Genomic DNA, 15,000 nt, shown 5'->3' with positions numbered 1-15,000 from the left:
CAACGTCAATATCGTGATCAGGAGTTTAACAAAGGAGTCGGTTTTCTGCCTCTTGCCACCGGCTTATACCTGCCGCAAGTTGATAGCTAAAAACTATATTGCTCTTCTCAGCTATGCCGATGTGCTCTGGCTTTTACACGAGCCTTAAGGCCCCCATGCGGGCGCGCAACATGGCACAGAGCCGGCATTTATTTAAGGCAGTCTATCCATTACCGTAAAGCCATCAACATTACGAATAGTAACTTAAAAAATCATTAAGTAACATATAGCAGACATGCCTGTCACTACAAGTCCAACAGGGAGTGGGAATACCATGCACCGGGAAAAGTTTGTTGCTCTGGACTGGTTGCGCTTTGCACTGGCGATTTACCTGGTGCTTTTCCATACCCTCAAGGAGTATGGCGATATCAAGGCAGTACAGTGGATATACAGCAGCATGAGTCTGGGCTTTTACTCCACAAGCACCTTCTTTATCCTTTCCGGGTTTCTGCTGGCCCATGTGTATATCGGCAGGGATCAGGGGCGCCATCTTGATTACAAGCGTTTCTGGATCAAGCGTTTTGCCTCACTTTACCCCATCCATATTCTTGCCCTGATCATCGTGCTGCCACTGGTGGTCATCAATGCAGGCGGCATTACCCAGATTACGGTCACCCCCAATACCAACGACTGGGCGGAAGGCGGCAGCATGGCCTCTCACGCGCTGGGGACAAGCGGCTTCCTGAGCAACCTTTTACTGCACCTCAGCCTGCTGCATGCCTGGAGCCCCTTTTACACCACCTTTAATTTTGCGACCTGGTCACTATCGGCCCTGTTCTTCTTTTATCTGATATTTCCCTTTATCGGCCCTGCGCTGGCACGCATTCATCGCCCCCTGCTGGCTCTCGTTGCCATTGGCCTCATCTATGCCCTGCCAGCGCTATATATGTTTTTGACGGGCACCAATGACAACGTCGTTGCGCACGGTCTTATGCACCGTAACCCTCTTTTCCGCCTGCCGGAATTTCTTGCCGGCGTCGTCCTGCATCAGGTTTATTTGCGCCACAAGTTGCTGATGGCGACGCTTTTCAGCGTACGCGGCACGCTTGCCTGTATCGGCTTTATCCTGGGATGCTTTGCATTCAGCGCCTGGATTCATGCTGAAGTTCGAGGCAGCTGGTATTACCTGCTGCATAACGGCCTGCTGCTGCCTTCCCAGCTGCTGCTGGTATTGATGTGTGCCTGGTTTCAACCCAACAGCAATACGGCGCAGGCAAGACTGGCAGCACGTCTGGGTGTAGCCTCGTTGTCCATTTTCGCCCTGCATACGCCGCTTAACATGGTCTCTTCGAAAATTGAAAAACTGGCACAGGCCTCCATTGAGATGTTCACTACCCAGGCGCCCGTTTCCTTATCGTCATTGATCCAGCTGGCAGGCGAGCAAACGCGGGAACTCTGGATGTACCCGTTTTTTCTGGCAGGCGTTGTGGTGGTGTGCGTGCTCTTTCAGGAGCAGCTGGTGAATCGAATGCGCATGGCCATTCAGGAAAGGCTTTTGAACAGGCAAAAGCGTGCGCGCCATGATCTTTATCATGGCCATGCCTGATATTGGCACGCCGTGACAATATGAAAGTCACCCATGAACGAGAGAGCACGCTTTCTTAACTAAAATTTTGTTACCAAAAGACATGATTTGTGTAACAATAGATCAACGTTGCGGGTGAATAACCACGACGATATTTTCAGGCCGGTCACGCACCCTCGCAACCGGCCTTTTTTTATGGCTGGAGTAAATCGAAAAAGCCCCGCCTCAAGCTCTGTGTAAACCGGTTCAAAAACAGGCACATCCCTGTGCAGAAGGTTTTCCGTGACCGTCCAGGCATCCTGCCCATTGGCAGTATCCAGCATTTGCTTTAGCTATATTTGATACACGTCAAGATGACACAAAGCGTTACCATCCAGGTCTTTTTCAAAATATTTCCCTGCAAGCCATCTCTGTCGATCTCAATATCGACATGCCGGGAACTGCCATCAGGGAAATCAGCCTTGCAGAGACTATCGGCGCCGCTGATGGCCTTCTGTCCGGCAGGGTTCGCGGGCGACTGGTGGTCGACGTCAATTGCTGTCGCGCGAGAAACGAAGCAGACATCAACTCATGACAAGGCGACCAGTGAATCGCTGAGCGCCCTTAAGCCCTGCTCTTTCTCTATTCCTTGATCAGCTTTCCCCAATCTTCGTCGGTCTCTTCCACGACGATATTGATCATGCAGCGATGAAGATCCGATTGCTCATCACTCACATGGTATTCGAACAGGCGGCTTTTCACCCGACCGGCAAAGCTCTTTTCCTCTACACCAACGTGGTTGATGCGCACGTGATCGCCCACGGCCGGCAGGGTCGGCGGCTTGGCAGTCTGTTCATCAGTAATCTGAACGGCGTCACCGGTATCTATCGGCTGCTCGGCACCCTTTGGAAGGTACTGGTAATTGAAAAAATAGCGCATGGCCTCTCCTGAGTGGTTTGCTGCCTCAAGGGTGGACCGAAAACGCGCTGCCGGACAGGTCGATTTTCTGCATCATCGATGTCGAGTGACTATCTACCAAAAACATCAAAGGGGAACCAGGCATTGGCCTGGTTCCCCTTTGATGTTTTGAAGCAATCGTATCGAAAGCCTGCCGGCCCGGGCGCCCTGCCCTTCAGCATGAGCCAGACAGCGTTTGTGGCCTCATACCATTTTTTGTACATGAAAAAGCCGGCTACAAGAGCCGGCTGATTCTGAATGCGTGGCGGAGAGGGAGGGATTCGAACCCTCGAAGCCTTGCGGCTTACACACTTTCCAGGCGTGCTCCTTCGACCACTCGGACACCTCTCCGCATTGTCATCCGCGCAGACTTGTCTGCGAGAACGGCGCACATCCTGACATGGCGACCCGATAATTGCAAGCCTTAAGCCTTGATACGCTCGACAAAATCACAAGGGTCGAGCGTTTTTGGCACCCGGTCTCCCCGGGCGCAATGTCCCAGATAAAGAAAGCCCACGAGTTCGTCCTCACGCTCAAGCCCCATTGCCTGATGCACACTGTGATGGTGCGCAAAACCGCCGGTACGCCACATGGCGCCAAGCCCCTGGGCATGCGCTGCGTAAAGCATGGCGTGGGCCGCACAGCCGGCCGAGATGACCTGCTCGATACGCGGCACCTTGTGGTCCGGCTTTACCGCCGCGATGACAGCAATCACTACAGGTGCACGCAAGGGTTTGCTGCCCGCCTTCTCAAGCGTTTTATCACTGACTTCCGGGTTATCGGCCTGCTCGGCGCGTGCAAACATTGCCCCAAGAGCCTCACGCCCGGCATCGGTGTACTCGATAAATCGCCACGGACGCAGCTCACCGTGATCCGGTGCGCGCAGGGCGGCGCGATAGATCAGTTCCATCTGCTCGGCCGTGGGGGCCGGTCCTTCCAGCTTGCCGTGCGACTCACGGTCCAGCAGTAGTGCCATGGCGTCCATAATGCTCTCCTGCCCTACTGGCGCATCAGGCGCAGTGTCTTGATGGGTGTCTCACCCGGCAGCGCCCGCCATGGGCTGATGTCCAGCCCGCCCCGACGCACATAACGCGCCATGACCAGCAACTGATCCGGCTCGGCCTCACGCAGAATGTCCATGAACATGCGCTCGACGCAGTGCTCGTGAAACTCCTGATGCTCGCGAAAGGAGATGATGTAGGCCAGCAGGGCATGATGATCCAGCGCCGGGCCTCGATAGCGAATCAGTACGCTGCCCCAGTCAGGCTGACCCGTGACCGGGCAGTTGGACTTCAGCAGGTGCGAGTGCACGGTCTCTTCAACAATTTCGTTGTCGGTGATGATCAGCTCGGGGTCGGGCTGATAGGTATCCACCTCGACCTCAAGATCATCCAGACAGAGACCGGGCAGGCGCCCGGGGGCCAGTGCCATGTCATCCACGCCAAACAGCGTGACCTCCACCTCGGCATCCACCACGCGTGACAGATCCTGCCTGAGCACCCGGCGCACCTCGACAGAAGAGGCAAACCGGGTCTGGTTGAAGCTGTTGAGATAGAGCTTCCAGGACTTGGACTCGATCAAATGCGTCGAGCTGGCCGGCACGCGAAAGCGTGCGATGGCCACTACCGGCTTGCCGGTCGGCGTCAGCCAGGACAGTTCAAAGGCCTGCCATTCATCCTCCCCTTCAAAGGGAAGATCATCCTCGTCGAGATCCAGCGACGCCCGGTTGACACTGCGCGCGATGGGATAAAGCAGTGACGGGTCGTACTCGGTGATGTAGGCACTGGTCTGTCCCAGTGGTGCATCCTTCAGGTCGTCGCTCATGATCAGCTACGCAGCCCCTTGCCACGGCGCAGCAGCCACATGGCCGCGGAGAAGAAAATCACGATAAACACCGCGATGGCTCCGACAGCTGCGCCAACATTGATATCGGAAACGCCAAGGATACCGTATCGGAAAGTATTGACCATATACAGAATCGGATTGATCAGCGAAACGTTCTGCCAGAACTCCGGTAGCGTATGAATCGAATAGAACACGCCACCCAGATAGGTCAGAGGCGTCAGCACAAAAATGGGCACGATCGAGATGTCATCAAACTTCTTGCCCAGCAGCGCATTGATAAAGCCCCCGATCGAAAAGAGGATCGCGGTCATGATCACGACCAGAATGGTCAAAAACGGATGATGAATCTGCAGGTCGGTGAAAAAGAGCGATACGGAGGTCACGATAATGCCCACCGCCAGCCCGCGTGCCGAGCCGCCGATGACAAATCCTGACAGCACTAGCCAGTTGGGCATGGGCGAGATAATCATCTCCTCCACGCTGCGCTGAAACTTGCTGCCAAAAAATGAGGACGCCACATTGGAGTAGCTGTTGGTGATGACCGACATCATGATCAGGCCGGGCACGATATAGTCCATGTAATCCACGCCATCCATCTTCCCGATACGGGCACCGATCAGGTTGCCGAAGATGATGAAATACATCGTCATCGTGATGGAAGGCGGCAGCAGCGTCTGCGGCCAGATACGCATGAAGCGGCGAATTTCGCTGCGCACGATGGTCCAGAGCGCCACCATCATCTGTCGAGTGTTCATCAGCGAATGCCTCCCTGCTGCCCTTTCGTGTCATTGCTGCCTTCTACCATGCGCACAAAAAGCTCCTCGAGCCGGTTGGCCCGATTGCGCATTGATATCACCTCGATATTTTGTTCACTCAGCCGTGCAAAGGCGTCGTTGATACGCTGTCCCTTGTCGACCGACAGCGCCAGCTGAGAGTCATCCAGCCGTTCCACATCAAAGCCTTCAATGACCGGGGAGTGCGTGACCGGCGAGGCCAGGTCCAGCACGAAGGTCTCGCGACTGAGCTGGCCCAGAAGCTCGCGCATGCTGGTGTTATGCACAATTTCGCCGTGATTGATGATGGCAATATTGCGACACAGGCTTTCCGCCTCCTCCAGATAGTGCGTGGTGAGGATGATGGTGGTGCCTTCCTGCTCGTTGATGCGCTTCATGTATTCCCACATGCTACGGCGCAGTTCGATATCCACGCCGGCCGTGGGCTCATCAAGAATCAGAAGTCTTGGACGGTGAATCAGGGCGCGCGCAATCATCAGGCGTCGCTTCATGCCGCCGGAAAGCATGCGCGCGGCGTCATGACGCTTGTCCCAGAGGCCGAGATCTTCCAGCAGCTGGTGGGCGCGCTCCTCGGCCTGACGACGTGGAATGCCGTAGTAGCCGGCCTGAGTCAGCATGATGTCTTCAACCTTTTCAAACTGGTTGAAGTTGAACTCCTGAGGTACGACGCCCAGATGGTAGCGAGCACGGGCAAAATCACGATCAACATCAATACCGTAAATCGACACCTCGCCGGCTGTCTTGCGGACCAGCGAGCTGACCACACCAAGCGTGGTGGATTTGCCGGCCCCATTGGGGCCAAGCAGCGCAAAGAAATCGCCCTCGGGGACTTCCAGATCGATGCCCTTGAGGGCGTGAAAACTATTGTCGTAGACCTTGGTCAGGCCTCTTATGGAGAGGGCAGCAGGCACAATCAGAACTCCATGAAGCTCAAAAACATCGCCGCGAACGTGCGCACTCGAGGGTGAGCCACTTCACCCTGCAGGGCAGAGCAGAAAAAGGCGGCGACAGGGGGACGCCCGACACGGGGGCGTTGAAATGAAAGCATTATTTATCGAAACGCCATTCAGCGGCGCTTAAAGAGATGCGTAATACCAGGCAGTCATGATAGTCGAACACGCGACGCACGGCACTGATCAGCCATAAAAAAACAGATGACCGGCATTGCCCTGAAACCGCAGGCAAGGGCGACATGATCGACCGAATGGAAATGCAGAGGCCTGCAGAAGTGGCGTCCCATAGGGGGTTCGAACCCCTGTTACCGCCGTGAAAGGGCGGTGTCCTGGACCACTAGACGAATGGGACGTATTGACGCAAGCAAAAGAAACCGATCGGCCCTGACTTTAAGGCAACGATTCGGTTCATCTGGTTCTGTCTATTAAAACTGGAGCGGGAAAGGAGATCGACCGGGCTGGCGTTCCAGCTCACGACCCATACTGCCTGACTTGCGCTACCGAATTGGAGCGGGAAAGGAGATTCGAACTCCCGACCCTCGCCTTGGCAAGGCGATGCTCTACCACTGAGCTATTCCCGCATCAAACAAGAAGTGGCGTCCCATAGGGGGTTCGAACCCCTGTTACCGCCGTGAAAGGGCGGTGTCCTGGACCACTAGACGAATGGGACGCATTGTAGCGGGTAAGGAGATCGACCGGGCTGGCGTTCCAGCTTACGACCCATACTGCCTGACTTGCGCTACCAAAATTGGAGCGGGAAAGGAGATTCGAACTCCCGACCCTCGCCTTGGCAAGGCGATGCTCTACCACTGAGCTATTCCCGCACCGGTCATCAATGAAGCGAGTGGCGTCCCATAGGGGGTTCGAACCCCTGTTACCGCCGTGAAAGGGCGGTGTCCTGGACCACTAGACGAATGGGACGTAGTCCGGTTCGCCTCACCGAGTGGCGCGCATATTACCCATGGACCGAAATCGTGTCAAGCATGTGACAGTCAATCGACGTCAATTTTTTGATTCTGCTGCCTTTGAGGCGCCAGGCCATAATCCGAGCGAGCCACGGCCCTGTCAGAATGACATATGGCGCGATTCTTGCACTCAGTGATATTCCTTCATCAATCACGGGTGCCTGATGTCATTGACACGCCGCAGATTTTTAAGCGCAACAGCGTTATCCACGACGGCCGGCCTTACCCTGGGGCTACCGCCTATAGCCCAAGCTCGGCCACGGGAGACTCCTAGCGATCCGGCCACCACGGCCTTTCAGCCTGATGCCGCCTTTAATACACAGCGAAGCTACGGCGGCGGCAGCTGTGTAGCGCCGCATCATCTGGCGGCCAGTGCCGGGCGCGATGTACTCAAACAGGGCGGCAATGCGATAGAAGCCATGGTGGCAGCAGCGGCCGCCATTGCAGTGGCCTACCCCCACATGAATGCACTGGGCGGCGATGGCTTCTGGCTGATCCATGAGCCTGGCAAGGCGCCAGTGGCCATTGATGCCTGCGGCAGCGCGGCGCAACTGGCCACGAGGGAGTTCTACGCCGGTCATTCAACCATTCCCGAACGCGGTCCGACCTCCGCCCTGACCATGGCAGGCACGGTCAGCGGCTGGCAGAAGGCGCTCGATATTGGTGCGCAATGGGGCACTCCCCTGCCCCTGAGCACCATTCTGGGGGACGCCATTCGCTACGGCGAACAGGGCATCGCTGTATCCAGAAGTCAGGAAGCGCTAACACGCCAGCATATTGAGCGTCTGTCACAAAGCCCGGGCTTCAATGAATCCTTTTTGATTGACGGCGACATTCCTCGTGAAGGACAGCGCCTGCGACAGCCCCGTCTTGCTGCCACGCTGCGTCGTCTGGCCAGTGCAGGGCTTGATGACTTCTACCGCGGCGAACTGGCGAGAAGCATGGCGAAGGATCTCGAAGCGCTGGGCAGCCCCCTGCGTCTTCAGGACTTTCATGACTATCAGGCGCAGGTCGTAGCGCCCCTTGAGGTCGCGCTAAAGGACGCCACACTCTATAACCTGCCCGCGCCCACCCAGGGCATGGCTTCCTTAATGATTCTGGCGCTTTATGATCGGCTCAATGTTGAAAGCGGTGAAGGTTTCGCACACCTGCATGGCCTGATCGAATCCACCAAGCGCGCCTTTTTGCTGCGCGATCGCTATATCACCGACCCCGGACGCATGACGATGGATCTCCAGACGCTGCTTGATAGTGAACGTCTGGATCGCGAAGCAGCGGCCATCGATCCGCAAAAGGCCATGGCCTGGCCGCACGCCCCTGAACCGGGAGATACCATCTGGATGGGCACGGTAGACAGCGAAGGACGCGCCGTCAGCTTTATTCAAAGTCTTTACTGGGAGTTTGGCAGCGGTATGGTGCTGCCTGAAAGCGGTGTGCTGTGGCAGAACCGCGGCATCAGCTTCTCGCTTGCCCCCAGCAACCTGCGAAGCCTGGCCCCCGGGCGCAAGCCATTTCATACCCTCAACCCGGCACTGGCCCGCTTCAAGGACGGGCGCACCATGGTCTATGGCACCATGGGTGGTGAAGGCCAGCCGCAGACCCAGGCCGCCATTTACTCTCGCTACGCCATGCACGGCATGCCGCTGCAACAGGCGATTGCGGCCCCGCGATGGCTGCTGGGACGCACCTGGGGAGAAAACAGTACCAACCTGAAGCTGGAATCGCGGGTCTACACGCCCCTGGTGGATGAACTCCGAAAGGCCGGCCACGACGTGGAAGTGCTGCCAGAAACCTTTACGGACACCATGGGACATGCCGGCGCCATCGTGCACCACCCTGACGGTCTGATCGAAAGCGCGCACGACCCGCGCAGTGACGGCGGCGCCGCAAGCCTGTAGGTCGCTTCCAGTGACCCGGTGTCACGCGAAACGAGGCAGCCTGTATCACGACAGGGCGCCAACAGGCGTGCACCGTTCTATCCTGTTAGGATGCCGGCCTGTCCGAACAGCCGTCCGGCTGGCATGACTGATGTGCATGAACAGGGACCGAGGAGAACGTCATGGAGAAGGTACAAAAAAGCGACAGCGAGTGGCGCGAACAGCTCACCGATGAGCAATATCGCGTGACCCGTCAGGCGGGCACCGAGCGCCCCTATACCGGTGACTATCAGGTCGAGCCCGTTCAGGGCATCTATCACTGTATCTGCTGCAACGCACCGCTGTTTGAAAACGAGCACAAGTTCGAGTCCCACTGCGGCTGGCCAAGCTTTGATCGCCCGCTGGCTGACGCTGCGCTGGAAGAGCATACCGATGACACCATGGGTATGCGCCGCATCGAAGTCACCTGCCGGCGCTGTGATGCGCATCTGGGCCACGTTTTCCCGGATGGCCCGCGGGACACCACAGGGCTTCGCTACTGCATCAACTCGGTCGCCATGACCTTTCATCAGGGCGAGTAGCCCGTTGCCTCACACGTAGAGCGCATCGACGTCTGACAGGGTACACTGCGCGGCCACCATCGCGGGGCGCGCAGTGTACCCGCCAAACTACAGAGCAACAGGAGAGAGATATGCTGGGCTGGTACCCGGGGCATATGAACAAGGCCAGACGCCAGATCAGCGAAGCCCTGCCCGAAATTGATGTGGTCATCGAAGTACTGGATGCGCGCCTGCCCTACTCCAGCGCCAACCCCATGCTGGCCGACCTGATCCGCCACAAGCCGTCGCTGAAACTGCTGTCGCGCGCTGACCTGGCCGACCCCGCCATTACCCGTCAATGGATCGAGCACTTTGACGCCCTGCCCGACGTGCGGGCCATGGCCGTGGTCACCACCGACACGCGTCAGCTCAAGCCGCTTTACAGGCTCTGCCATGAACTGGCGGGCCATATTCGTGAAGATCGTGATGTGCGCGTCATGGTGATGGGCATTCCCAACGTGGGCAAATCCACACTGATCAACACGCTGGCCGGCAAGAAAATTGCCAAAACGGGCAACGAACCGGCCGTGACCAAGCGACAGCAGAAGATCCGAATCGGTCAGCGCATTGCCCTGACCGACACGCCCGGCGTGCTCTGGCCGCGCATCGAAGATCAAAACAGTGCCTACCGGCTGGCCGCCAGCGGCGCCATTCGCGACACCGCCCTGGAATATGTCGACGTTGCCTCGGTGGCCGCCCTGGCACTGGCCGAACGCTATCCCGAAGCACTAAAGGAGCGTTATAAGCTGGACACGCTGGGGGACACCGGTGAATCCATCGTGCGCGAGATTGCCACTCGTCGCGGCGGCCTGCGCGCTGGCGGTGAAGTCGACATGCACCGCGGGGCCGAAGTCCTGCTGATGGATCTGCGCAGTGGCAAACTGGGGCCCATGTCGCTTGAAACACCGGCCGACATTCCCGACGAGGCAGGCATTGAAGCCATGCGTGCCGAACGCGAACGCTTCAATCGTGGCGAAACCTTTCTCGATGAGGACGCCTCACCCGACGATGGCACACCACCCGGGCAGTGATTCCGATGCGGTGAGACAGCGATGGCATCACGGGCAAAGGCCGCGGTATGCTGAAATGACAGCCATCCCACGATGTCTGTCATTTTTTGGTTATGGCAGATCCACCGGACAGCATTTGCCCGGCCGTTGACTGTCCCCTTTCATTCCAGCGGACCCATTGAGCAGCATGACCACGCCGATCAGAAAATCCCACAAGCTCGACCACGTCTCCTATGACATTCGCGGTCCGGTACTTGAGCACGCCAAACGGCTCGAGGATGAGGGGCATCGCATCCTGAAGCTCAATATCGGTAACCCGGCCCCCTTTGGTTTCGAGGCCCCCGAAGAGATCCTGCAGGATGTCATGCGTAACCTGCCGACTGCGCAGGGCTATTGTGACTCAAAGGGTCTTTATTCGGCCCGCAAGGCCATCATGCAGGAGTGCCAGCGCAACCGCGTGGAAGGCGTGGGCATCGAGGACATCTATGTCGGCAACGGCGTCTCCGAACTGATCGTGATGGCCATGCAGGCGCTGCTCGATGACAGTGATGAAGTGCTGGTGCCCGCCCCGGACTATCCGCTCTGGACGGCGGCGGTCAATCTCGCCAGCGGCCAGGCCGTGCATTACCTGTGTGACGAGGCGCAGGACTGGGAGCCGGATATCGAGGATATTCGCCAAAAGGTCACGGCGCGCACCAAGGCGATCGTGCTGATCAACCCGAACAACCCGACCGGCGCGGTCTACTCAAGGCAGGTGATTGAAAACGTGCTGCAGGTCGCCCGCGAGCACGGCCTGATCGTCTTTTCCGATGAGATCTACGACAAGATCCTCTATGACGGGGCCGTGCATGTCCCAACGGCGTCGCTGGCCGACGATCTTTTGATCATCACCATGAACGGCCTTTCCAAGAGCTATCGCTGCGCCGGTTTTCGCTCCGGCTGGATGATCGTCTCCGGCGAAAAGCGCCATGCCCGTGATTATATTCAGGGGCTGGACATGCTCGCCTCCATGCGTCTTTGTGCCAATGTGCCAGCACAGCACGCCATCCAGACCGCTCTTGGCGGGTATCAGTCGATCAATGATCTGGTCCTGCCGGGCGGGCGTCTGCTGGCCCAGCGCGATGCGGCGTGGGAAAAGCTCAACGAGATCCCTGGCGTCAGCTGTGTGAAACCCCGTGGTGCCCTCTACATGTTCCCGCGGCTTGATCCGGCCATGTATGACGTCAAAAACGACCAGCAGCTGGTGCTTGATCTACTGCTTGAAGAGAAGATGCTGCTGGTTCAGGGCACCGCGTTTAACTGGCCGACCCCTGATCACCTGCGCATCGTGACCCTGCCCTGGGCCGAGCAGCTTGAAGACGCCATCGATCGCCTTGGGCGATTCCTCGCCCGGCGCCGTCAGGCGTGATCACCTAAACGATCCTTAAGGTGTGATTGAAACTCCCGGCGACAGCACTTATCTAAAGTCTGTCGCTGGAGACCATCGCGGTCCCGACGGACTACCGATCGACGCATTACCCAATGGAGACCACCGGTCATGATGAGGATTGTCCTCTTTCTTGCCACCAACCTGGCAGTAGTGCTGGTGGCCAGCATTACGCTGCGCCTGCTGGGCGTGGAAAGTTATCTTGCGGGCAGCGGGCTCAACCTGACCTCGCTGCTGATCTTCTGTTTTGTCTTCGGCATGGCCGGTTCGCTGGTGTCACTGCTGCTGTCCAAGAAGATGGCAAAGATGAGCACCAAGGCTCAGATCATTGACCGCCCGAGCAATGCCAACGAGCAGTGGCTTTATGACACCGTAGCCGAGCTTGCGCGCGATGCCGGCATCAAGATGCCTGAAGTGGGTATCTTTCCGGCTCAGCAGGCCAACGCCTTTGCCACCGGCTGGAACAAGAACGACGCGCTGGTGTGTGTCTCGGCCGGCCTGCTCAATCAGATGCGCCCCGAAGAGGTTCGCGCGGTACTGGGCCATGAAATCGGCCACGTGGCCAACGGCGACATGGTGACCCTGTCGCTGATTCAGGGTGTGCTCAATACCTTTGTCATGTTCTTTGCCCGCATCGTCGCTCAGGTGCTGGACAGCTTCCTGCGCCGTGATGACGAGGGCGGTGGCCTGGGCTTCATGGGCTATTTTGCAGTGGTGATGGTGCTGGAGATCGTCTTCGGACTGGTGGCCTCCATTATCGTTGCCTGGTTTTCGCGCTATCGTGAGTACCGCGCCGATGAAGCCGGGGCAAGACTGGCCGGCAGCGGCGCCATGATCAATGCTCTGGCACGCCTCAAGGCGCAGCAGAACATGCCCGATCAGATGCCGGATTCGCTGACCGCCTTTGCCATCACGACCGGTCAGACCCGCAAGATCATGGAAAAGCTCTTTGCCAGCCATCCGCCGCTGGACGATCGCATCGCGGCTTTGAAAAAGGCGGCCTACCAGCAGTAACCGCCAGGTCATACGCTGCAGCTGACACAAAAAGGCCCGCCTTCTGGCGGGCTTTTTTATGGTTATTTCGTGACGTTTGCATCGTCCCGCTCGTCGTATCACCACCCTGTCACGGGGCATTAAATCTCTTTGGTCGATGTCCGCGAGTAACGCTTTGACAGAAAACGCGCCTTCTATTTATATAGATCGATCTATATAGGAGGTATCGCCCATGCCTGCTTCCAAACGTGACCATTTGCTGGCTACTGCCGAACAGCTTTTTCATGAGCAGGGATTTCACGCCACCGGGATCGATCGCATCGTGTCAGCGGCCTGCGTGGTCCGCATGACCCTCTACAATCACTTCAGCTCCAAGGAAGCGTTGATCCTTGCGGTGCTGGACGCGCGCCACCAGCGCTTTATCAAAAGCCTTGATGTCGCCGTGGCCAGCGCTCCTAAAGGTCATGCGACAAGCGCACTGGCCGAGGCACATGGCCAATGGCTAAACGCCTACAGCCAGCATGGCTGCATCATGCTCAAGGCCATGGGAGAATTCGCCGAACACAGCGCGGCCATTCATGCACTCGCCGTCGGTGCCAAGAATGATCTTTTACAGCGCATCGAGGCAGCAGTGGTCCGTGATGGACTGGCACACTGCCCGGGTCTTGCAAGACGACTGTTCACGGTGCTTGAAGGCAGTAACACCACGGTGGCGCTGCTGGGTGTGGCCACCGCACTGGCCGATACGCGAGAGATGATCGAGCTTTTGCTCGAAGCGGCGATGAGGGAGGGATCATGAGGCCCCTGACCTCGGTCGGCATGGCCATTCTCGGCAGCGGCATCATCGCCATTACGTATGGTCTGGCGCGCTTCGTCTTCGGGCTTTTCCTGCCAGCCATACGCGATGAGATGACCATCCTGCCTACCATGGCGGGGGTGATCGGCGCCCTGCCCTTTATGAGTTTTGTCATCGCCATTGTGGCAGCGCCCGGCATCACACGCTTTCTGGGGGTGAGACGCACCGCAGTGGCCGCGACAGTTCTGGCCACGGCCGGACTGGTCATGATTGCGCTGGCGCCCTCCTCATCGGTGTTGGCAGCCGGCGTGCTGACCTGCGGGATCAGTACCGGACTCTCCTCACCGGTCATGGCCGAAGCCGTCTATCGAATCGTCCCCGCCAGCCTGAGAGGCCGGGTCAATGCCATTACCAATGCGGGCACCAGCGTGGGCATTGCCTTTGCCATGCCGGCCGTTTTGATCTGGGCCGAAGCCTGGCGCAGCGCCTATATCGGCTTCGCTGCGCTGGCCGCCCTTGGCGCTCTGGGGGCGCTGTACTACCTGCCGGGAGAGGCGCGAGACGTCGAGCTGCCACAGCGGCGGGCAGTGCTGTCATCCGTGGCACGAGAGCAGTGGTTGAGTATTGCACGTCTGAGTGGGCTGGCAGCCCTGATGGGGATGGCCAGTGCCGCCTACTGGGTCTTTGCGCCCGATGCTGTCATGACCGGCGGTGGCATGGCGTCCAGTCAGGCAGCATGGATGTGGCTTGCCGTTGGCCTGGGTGGACTGGCCGGCGGCAGCGTCGGCGATCTCATCGCCCGCTTTGGGGCTGTCATGACGCATGCGGCCGGTCTTGTGGTCATTGCCGTGGCGCTTGGCCTGCTGGCGCTGGACCCGAGCAATTTCTCCCTGGCCCTGCTTTCCGCGGCCCTGTTCGGCGCCGGCTACATGACCCTGACCGGCTTCTATCTCGTCAGGGGCACGCAGATCATGCTGGACACCCCTTCCCTTGGCCCCATTCCTCCGCTGCTGGCCACCTCGATCGGTCAGGTGATTGGCTCACCGCTGGCCGGCTGGCTTGTAGGGTCTCAGGGTTACACGGCCACCTTCACGATGTTTGCAGCCTTAAGCCTTGGCGTCAGTGCTCTGGGCCTCTGGCTGCTGCATCGATACCCATAATGCCTGCCAACCCGGGCGACGCCTCGACGGCATTGCCCGGGCGTTTCGGCCGACACAGGGCGCAGGTCAGAGTTTGCTGAGC

Annotated in this window: 13 protein-coding genes and 6 tRNA genes; 8 read left to right on the top strand and 11 right to left on the bottom strand. The window is 58.3% G+C overall.

Translation table 11 applies throughout. The features are described from left to right. Window positions 1–313: 313 nt before the first annotated feature. Window positions 314–1,585 (top strand): acyltransferase family protein, encoded by a 1,272-nt coding sequence (locus ACUN8C_RS05250; protein ID WP_445621231.1) that lies wholly within the window; start codon window positions 314–316, stop codon window positions 1,583–1,585. A gap of 600 nt (window positions 1,586–2,185) precedes the next feature. Here the strand turns inward: ACUN8C_RS05250 and ACUN8C_RS05245 are convergent. The 11 genes from ACUN8C_RS05245 to ACUN8C_RS05195 form a co-directional block, all read right to left on the bottom strand. Then, window positions 2,186–2,482 (bottom strand): hypothetical protein, encoded by a 297-nt coding sequence (locus ACUN8C_RS05245; RefSeq protein WP_445621230.1) that lies wholly within the window; start codon window positions 2,480–2,482, stop codon window positions 2,186–2,188. 281 nt (window positions 2,483–2,763) lie between these two features. Beyond that, a tRNA-Ser gene (locus ACUN8C_RS05240) sits at window positions 2,764–2,851 on the bottom strand. A 73-nt stretch (window positions 2,852–2,924) separates the two neighbouring features. Then, on the bottom strand, window positions 2,925–3,485 hold the full coding sequence (locus ACUN8C_RS05235) for a nitroreductase family protein (protein WP_445621229.1): 561 nt from the start codon (window positions 3,483–3,485) through the stop codon (window positions 2,925–2,927). Window positions 3,486–3,499: 14 nt separating this feature from the next. Then, entirely contained in the window at window positions 3,500–4,324 is an 825-nt protein-coding gene (gene queF / locus ACUN8C_RS05230) for an NADPH-dependent 7-cyano-7-deazaguanine reductase QueF (RefSeq protein WP_445621228.1), read from the bottom strand. Window positions 4,325–4,326: 2 nt separating this feature from the next. Continuing rightward, window positions 4,327–5,100: an ABC transporter permease gene (locus ACUN8C_RS05225; protein ID WP_445621227.1), complete on the bottom strand. Its 774-nt coding sequence runs from the start codon at window positions 5,098–5,100 to the stop codon at window positions 4,327–4,329. Next, complete coding sequence (locus ACUN8C_RS05220) at window positions 5,100–6,053, bottom strand: ABC transporter ATP-binding protein (protein WP_445621830.1); 954 nt, start codon at window positions 6,051–6,053, stop codon at window positions 5,100–5,102. The genes ACUN8C_RS05225 and ACUN8C_RS05220 overlap by 1 nt, the downstream gene beginning before the upstream one ends. A 315-nt stretch (window positions 6,054–6,368) precedes the next feature. Then, window positions 6,369–6,444 (bottom strand) — tRNA-Glu (locus ACUN8C_RS05215). Between the two features lie 154 nt (window positions 6,445–6,598). Continuing rightward, window positions 6,599–6,673: transfer RNA gene (locus tag ACUN8C_RS05210), tRNA-Gly, on the bottom strand. Between the two features lie 13 nt (window positions 6,674–6,686). Next, window positions 6,687–6,762: transfer RNA gene (locus ACUN8C_RS05205), tRNA-Glu, on the bottom strand. A gap of 79 nt (window positions 6,763–6,841) precedes the next feature. Beyond that, window positions 6,842–6,916, bottom strand: a tRNA-Gly gene (locus tag ACUN8C_RS05200). Between the two features lie 21 nt (window positions 6,917–6,937). Continuing rightward, window positions 6,938–7,013, bottom strand: a tRNA-Glu gene (locus ACUN8C_RS05195). Between the two features lie 406 nt (window positions 7,014–7,419). Here ACUN8C_RS05195 and ACUN8C_RS05190 point away from each other — a divergent pair. The 7 genes from ACUN8C_RS05190 to ACUN8C_RS05160 all read left to right on the top strand — a co-directional run bounded on the left by ACUN8C_RS05190 (window position 7,420) and on the right by ACUN8C_RS05160 (window position 14,918). Beyond that, window positions 7,420–8,955, top strand: a complete 1,536-nt coding sequence (locus tag ACUN8C_RS05190; RefSeq protein WP_445621829.1) for a gamma-glutamyltransferase family protein — start codon at window positions 7,420–7,422, stop codon at window positions 8,953–8,955. A 161-nt stretch (window positions 8,956–9,116) separates the two neighbouring features. Further along, window positions 9,117–9,515 carry a peptide-methionine (R)-S-oxide reductase MsrB gene (gene msrB / locus ACUN8C_RS05185; protein WP_445621226.1) on the top strand — a complete coding sequence of 133 codons (399 nt, stop codon included), beginning with the start codon at window positions 9,117–9,119 and terminating at the stop codon, window positions 9,513–9,515. Between the two features lie 110 nt (window positions 9,516–9,625). Continuing rightward, the gene (gene ylqF / locus ACUN8C_RS05180) at window positions 9,626–10,564 is read left to right on the top strand and encodes a ribosome biogenesis GTPase YlqF (protein ID WP_445621225.1); all 939 of its coding nucleotides are present in this window, start codon (window positions 9,626–9,628) and stop codon (window positions 10,562–10,564) included. Window positions 10,565–10,730: 166 nt separating this feature from the next. Further along, entirely contained in the window at window positions 10,731–11,951 is a 1,221-nt protein-coding gene (locus ACUN8C_RS05175) for a pyridoxal phosphate-dependent aminotransferase (protein WP_445621224.1), read from the top strand. Between the two features lie 129 nt (window positions 11,952–12,080). After that, complete coding sequence (gene htpX, locus ACUN8C_RS05170) at window positions 12,081–12,983, top strand: protease HtpX (RefSeq protein WP_445621223.1); 903 nt, start codon at window positions 12,081–12,083, stop codon at window positions 12,981–12,983. Between the two features lie 211 nt (window positions 12,984–13,194). Beyond that, window positions 13,195–13,761: a TetR/AcrR family transcriptional regulator gene (locus ACUN8C_RS05165; protein WP_445621222.1), complete on the top strand. Its 567-nt coding sequence runs from the start codon at window positions 13,195–13,197 to the stop codon at window positions 13,759–13,761. Beyond that, on the top strand, window positions 13,758–14,918 hold the full coding sequence (locus ACUN8C_RS05160; RefSeq protein WP_445621221.1) for an MFS transporter: 1,161 nt from the start codon (window positions 13,758–13,760) through the stop codon (window positions 14,916–14,918). The genes ACUN8C_RS05165 and ACUN8C_RS05160 overlap by 4 nt, the downstream gene beginning before the upstream one ends. The last annotated feature ends 82 nt before the right edge of the window (window positions 14,919–15,000 follow it).

This window comes from Kushneria sp. Sum13 (assembly GCF_052692355.1).
The sequence above is the reverse complement of the archived record's forward strand: the minus strand, read 5'-3'. Positions and strand labels throughout refer to the sequence as shown.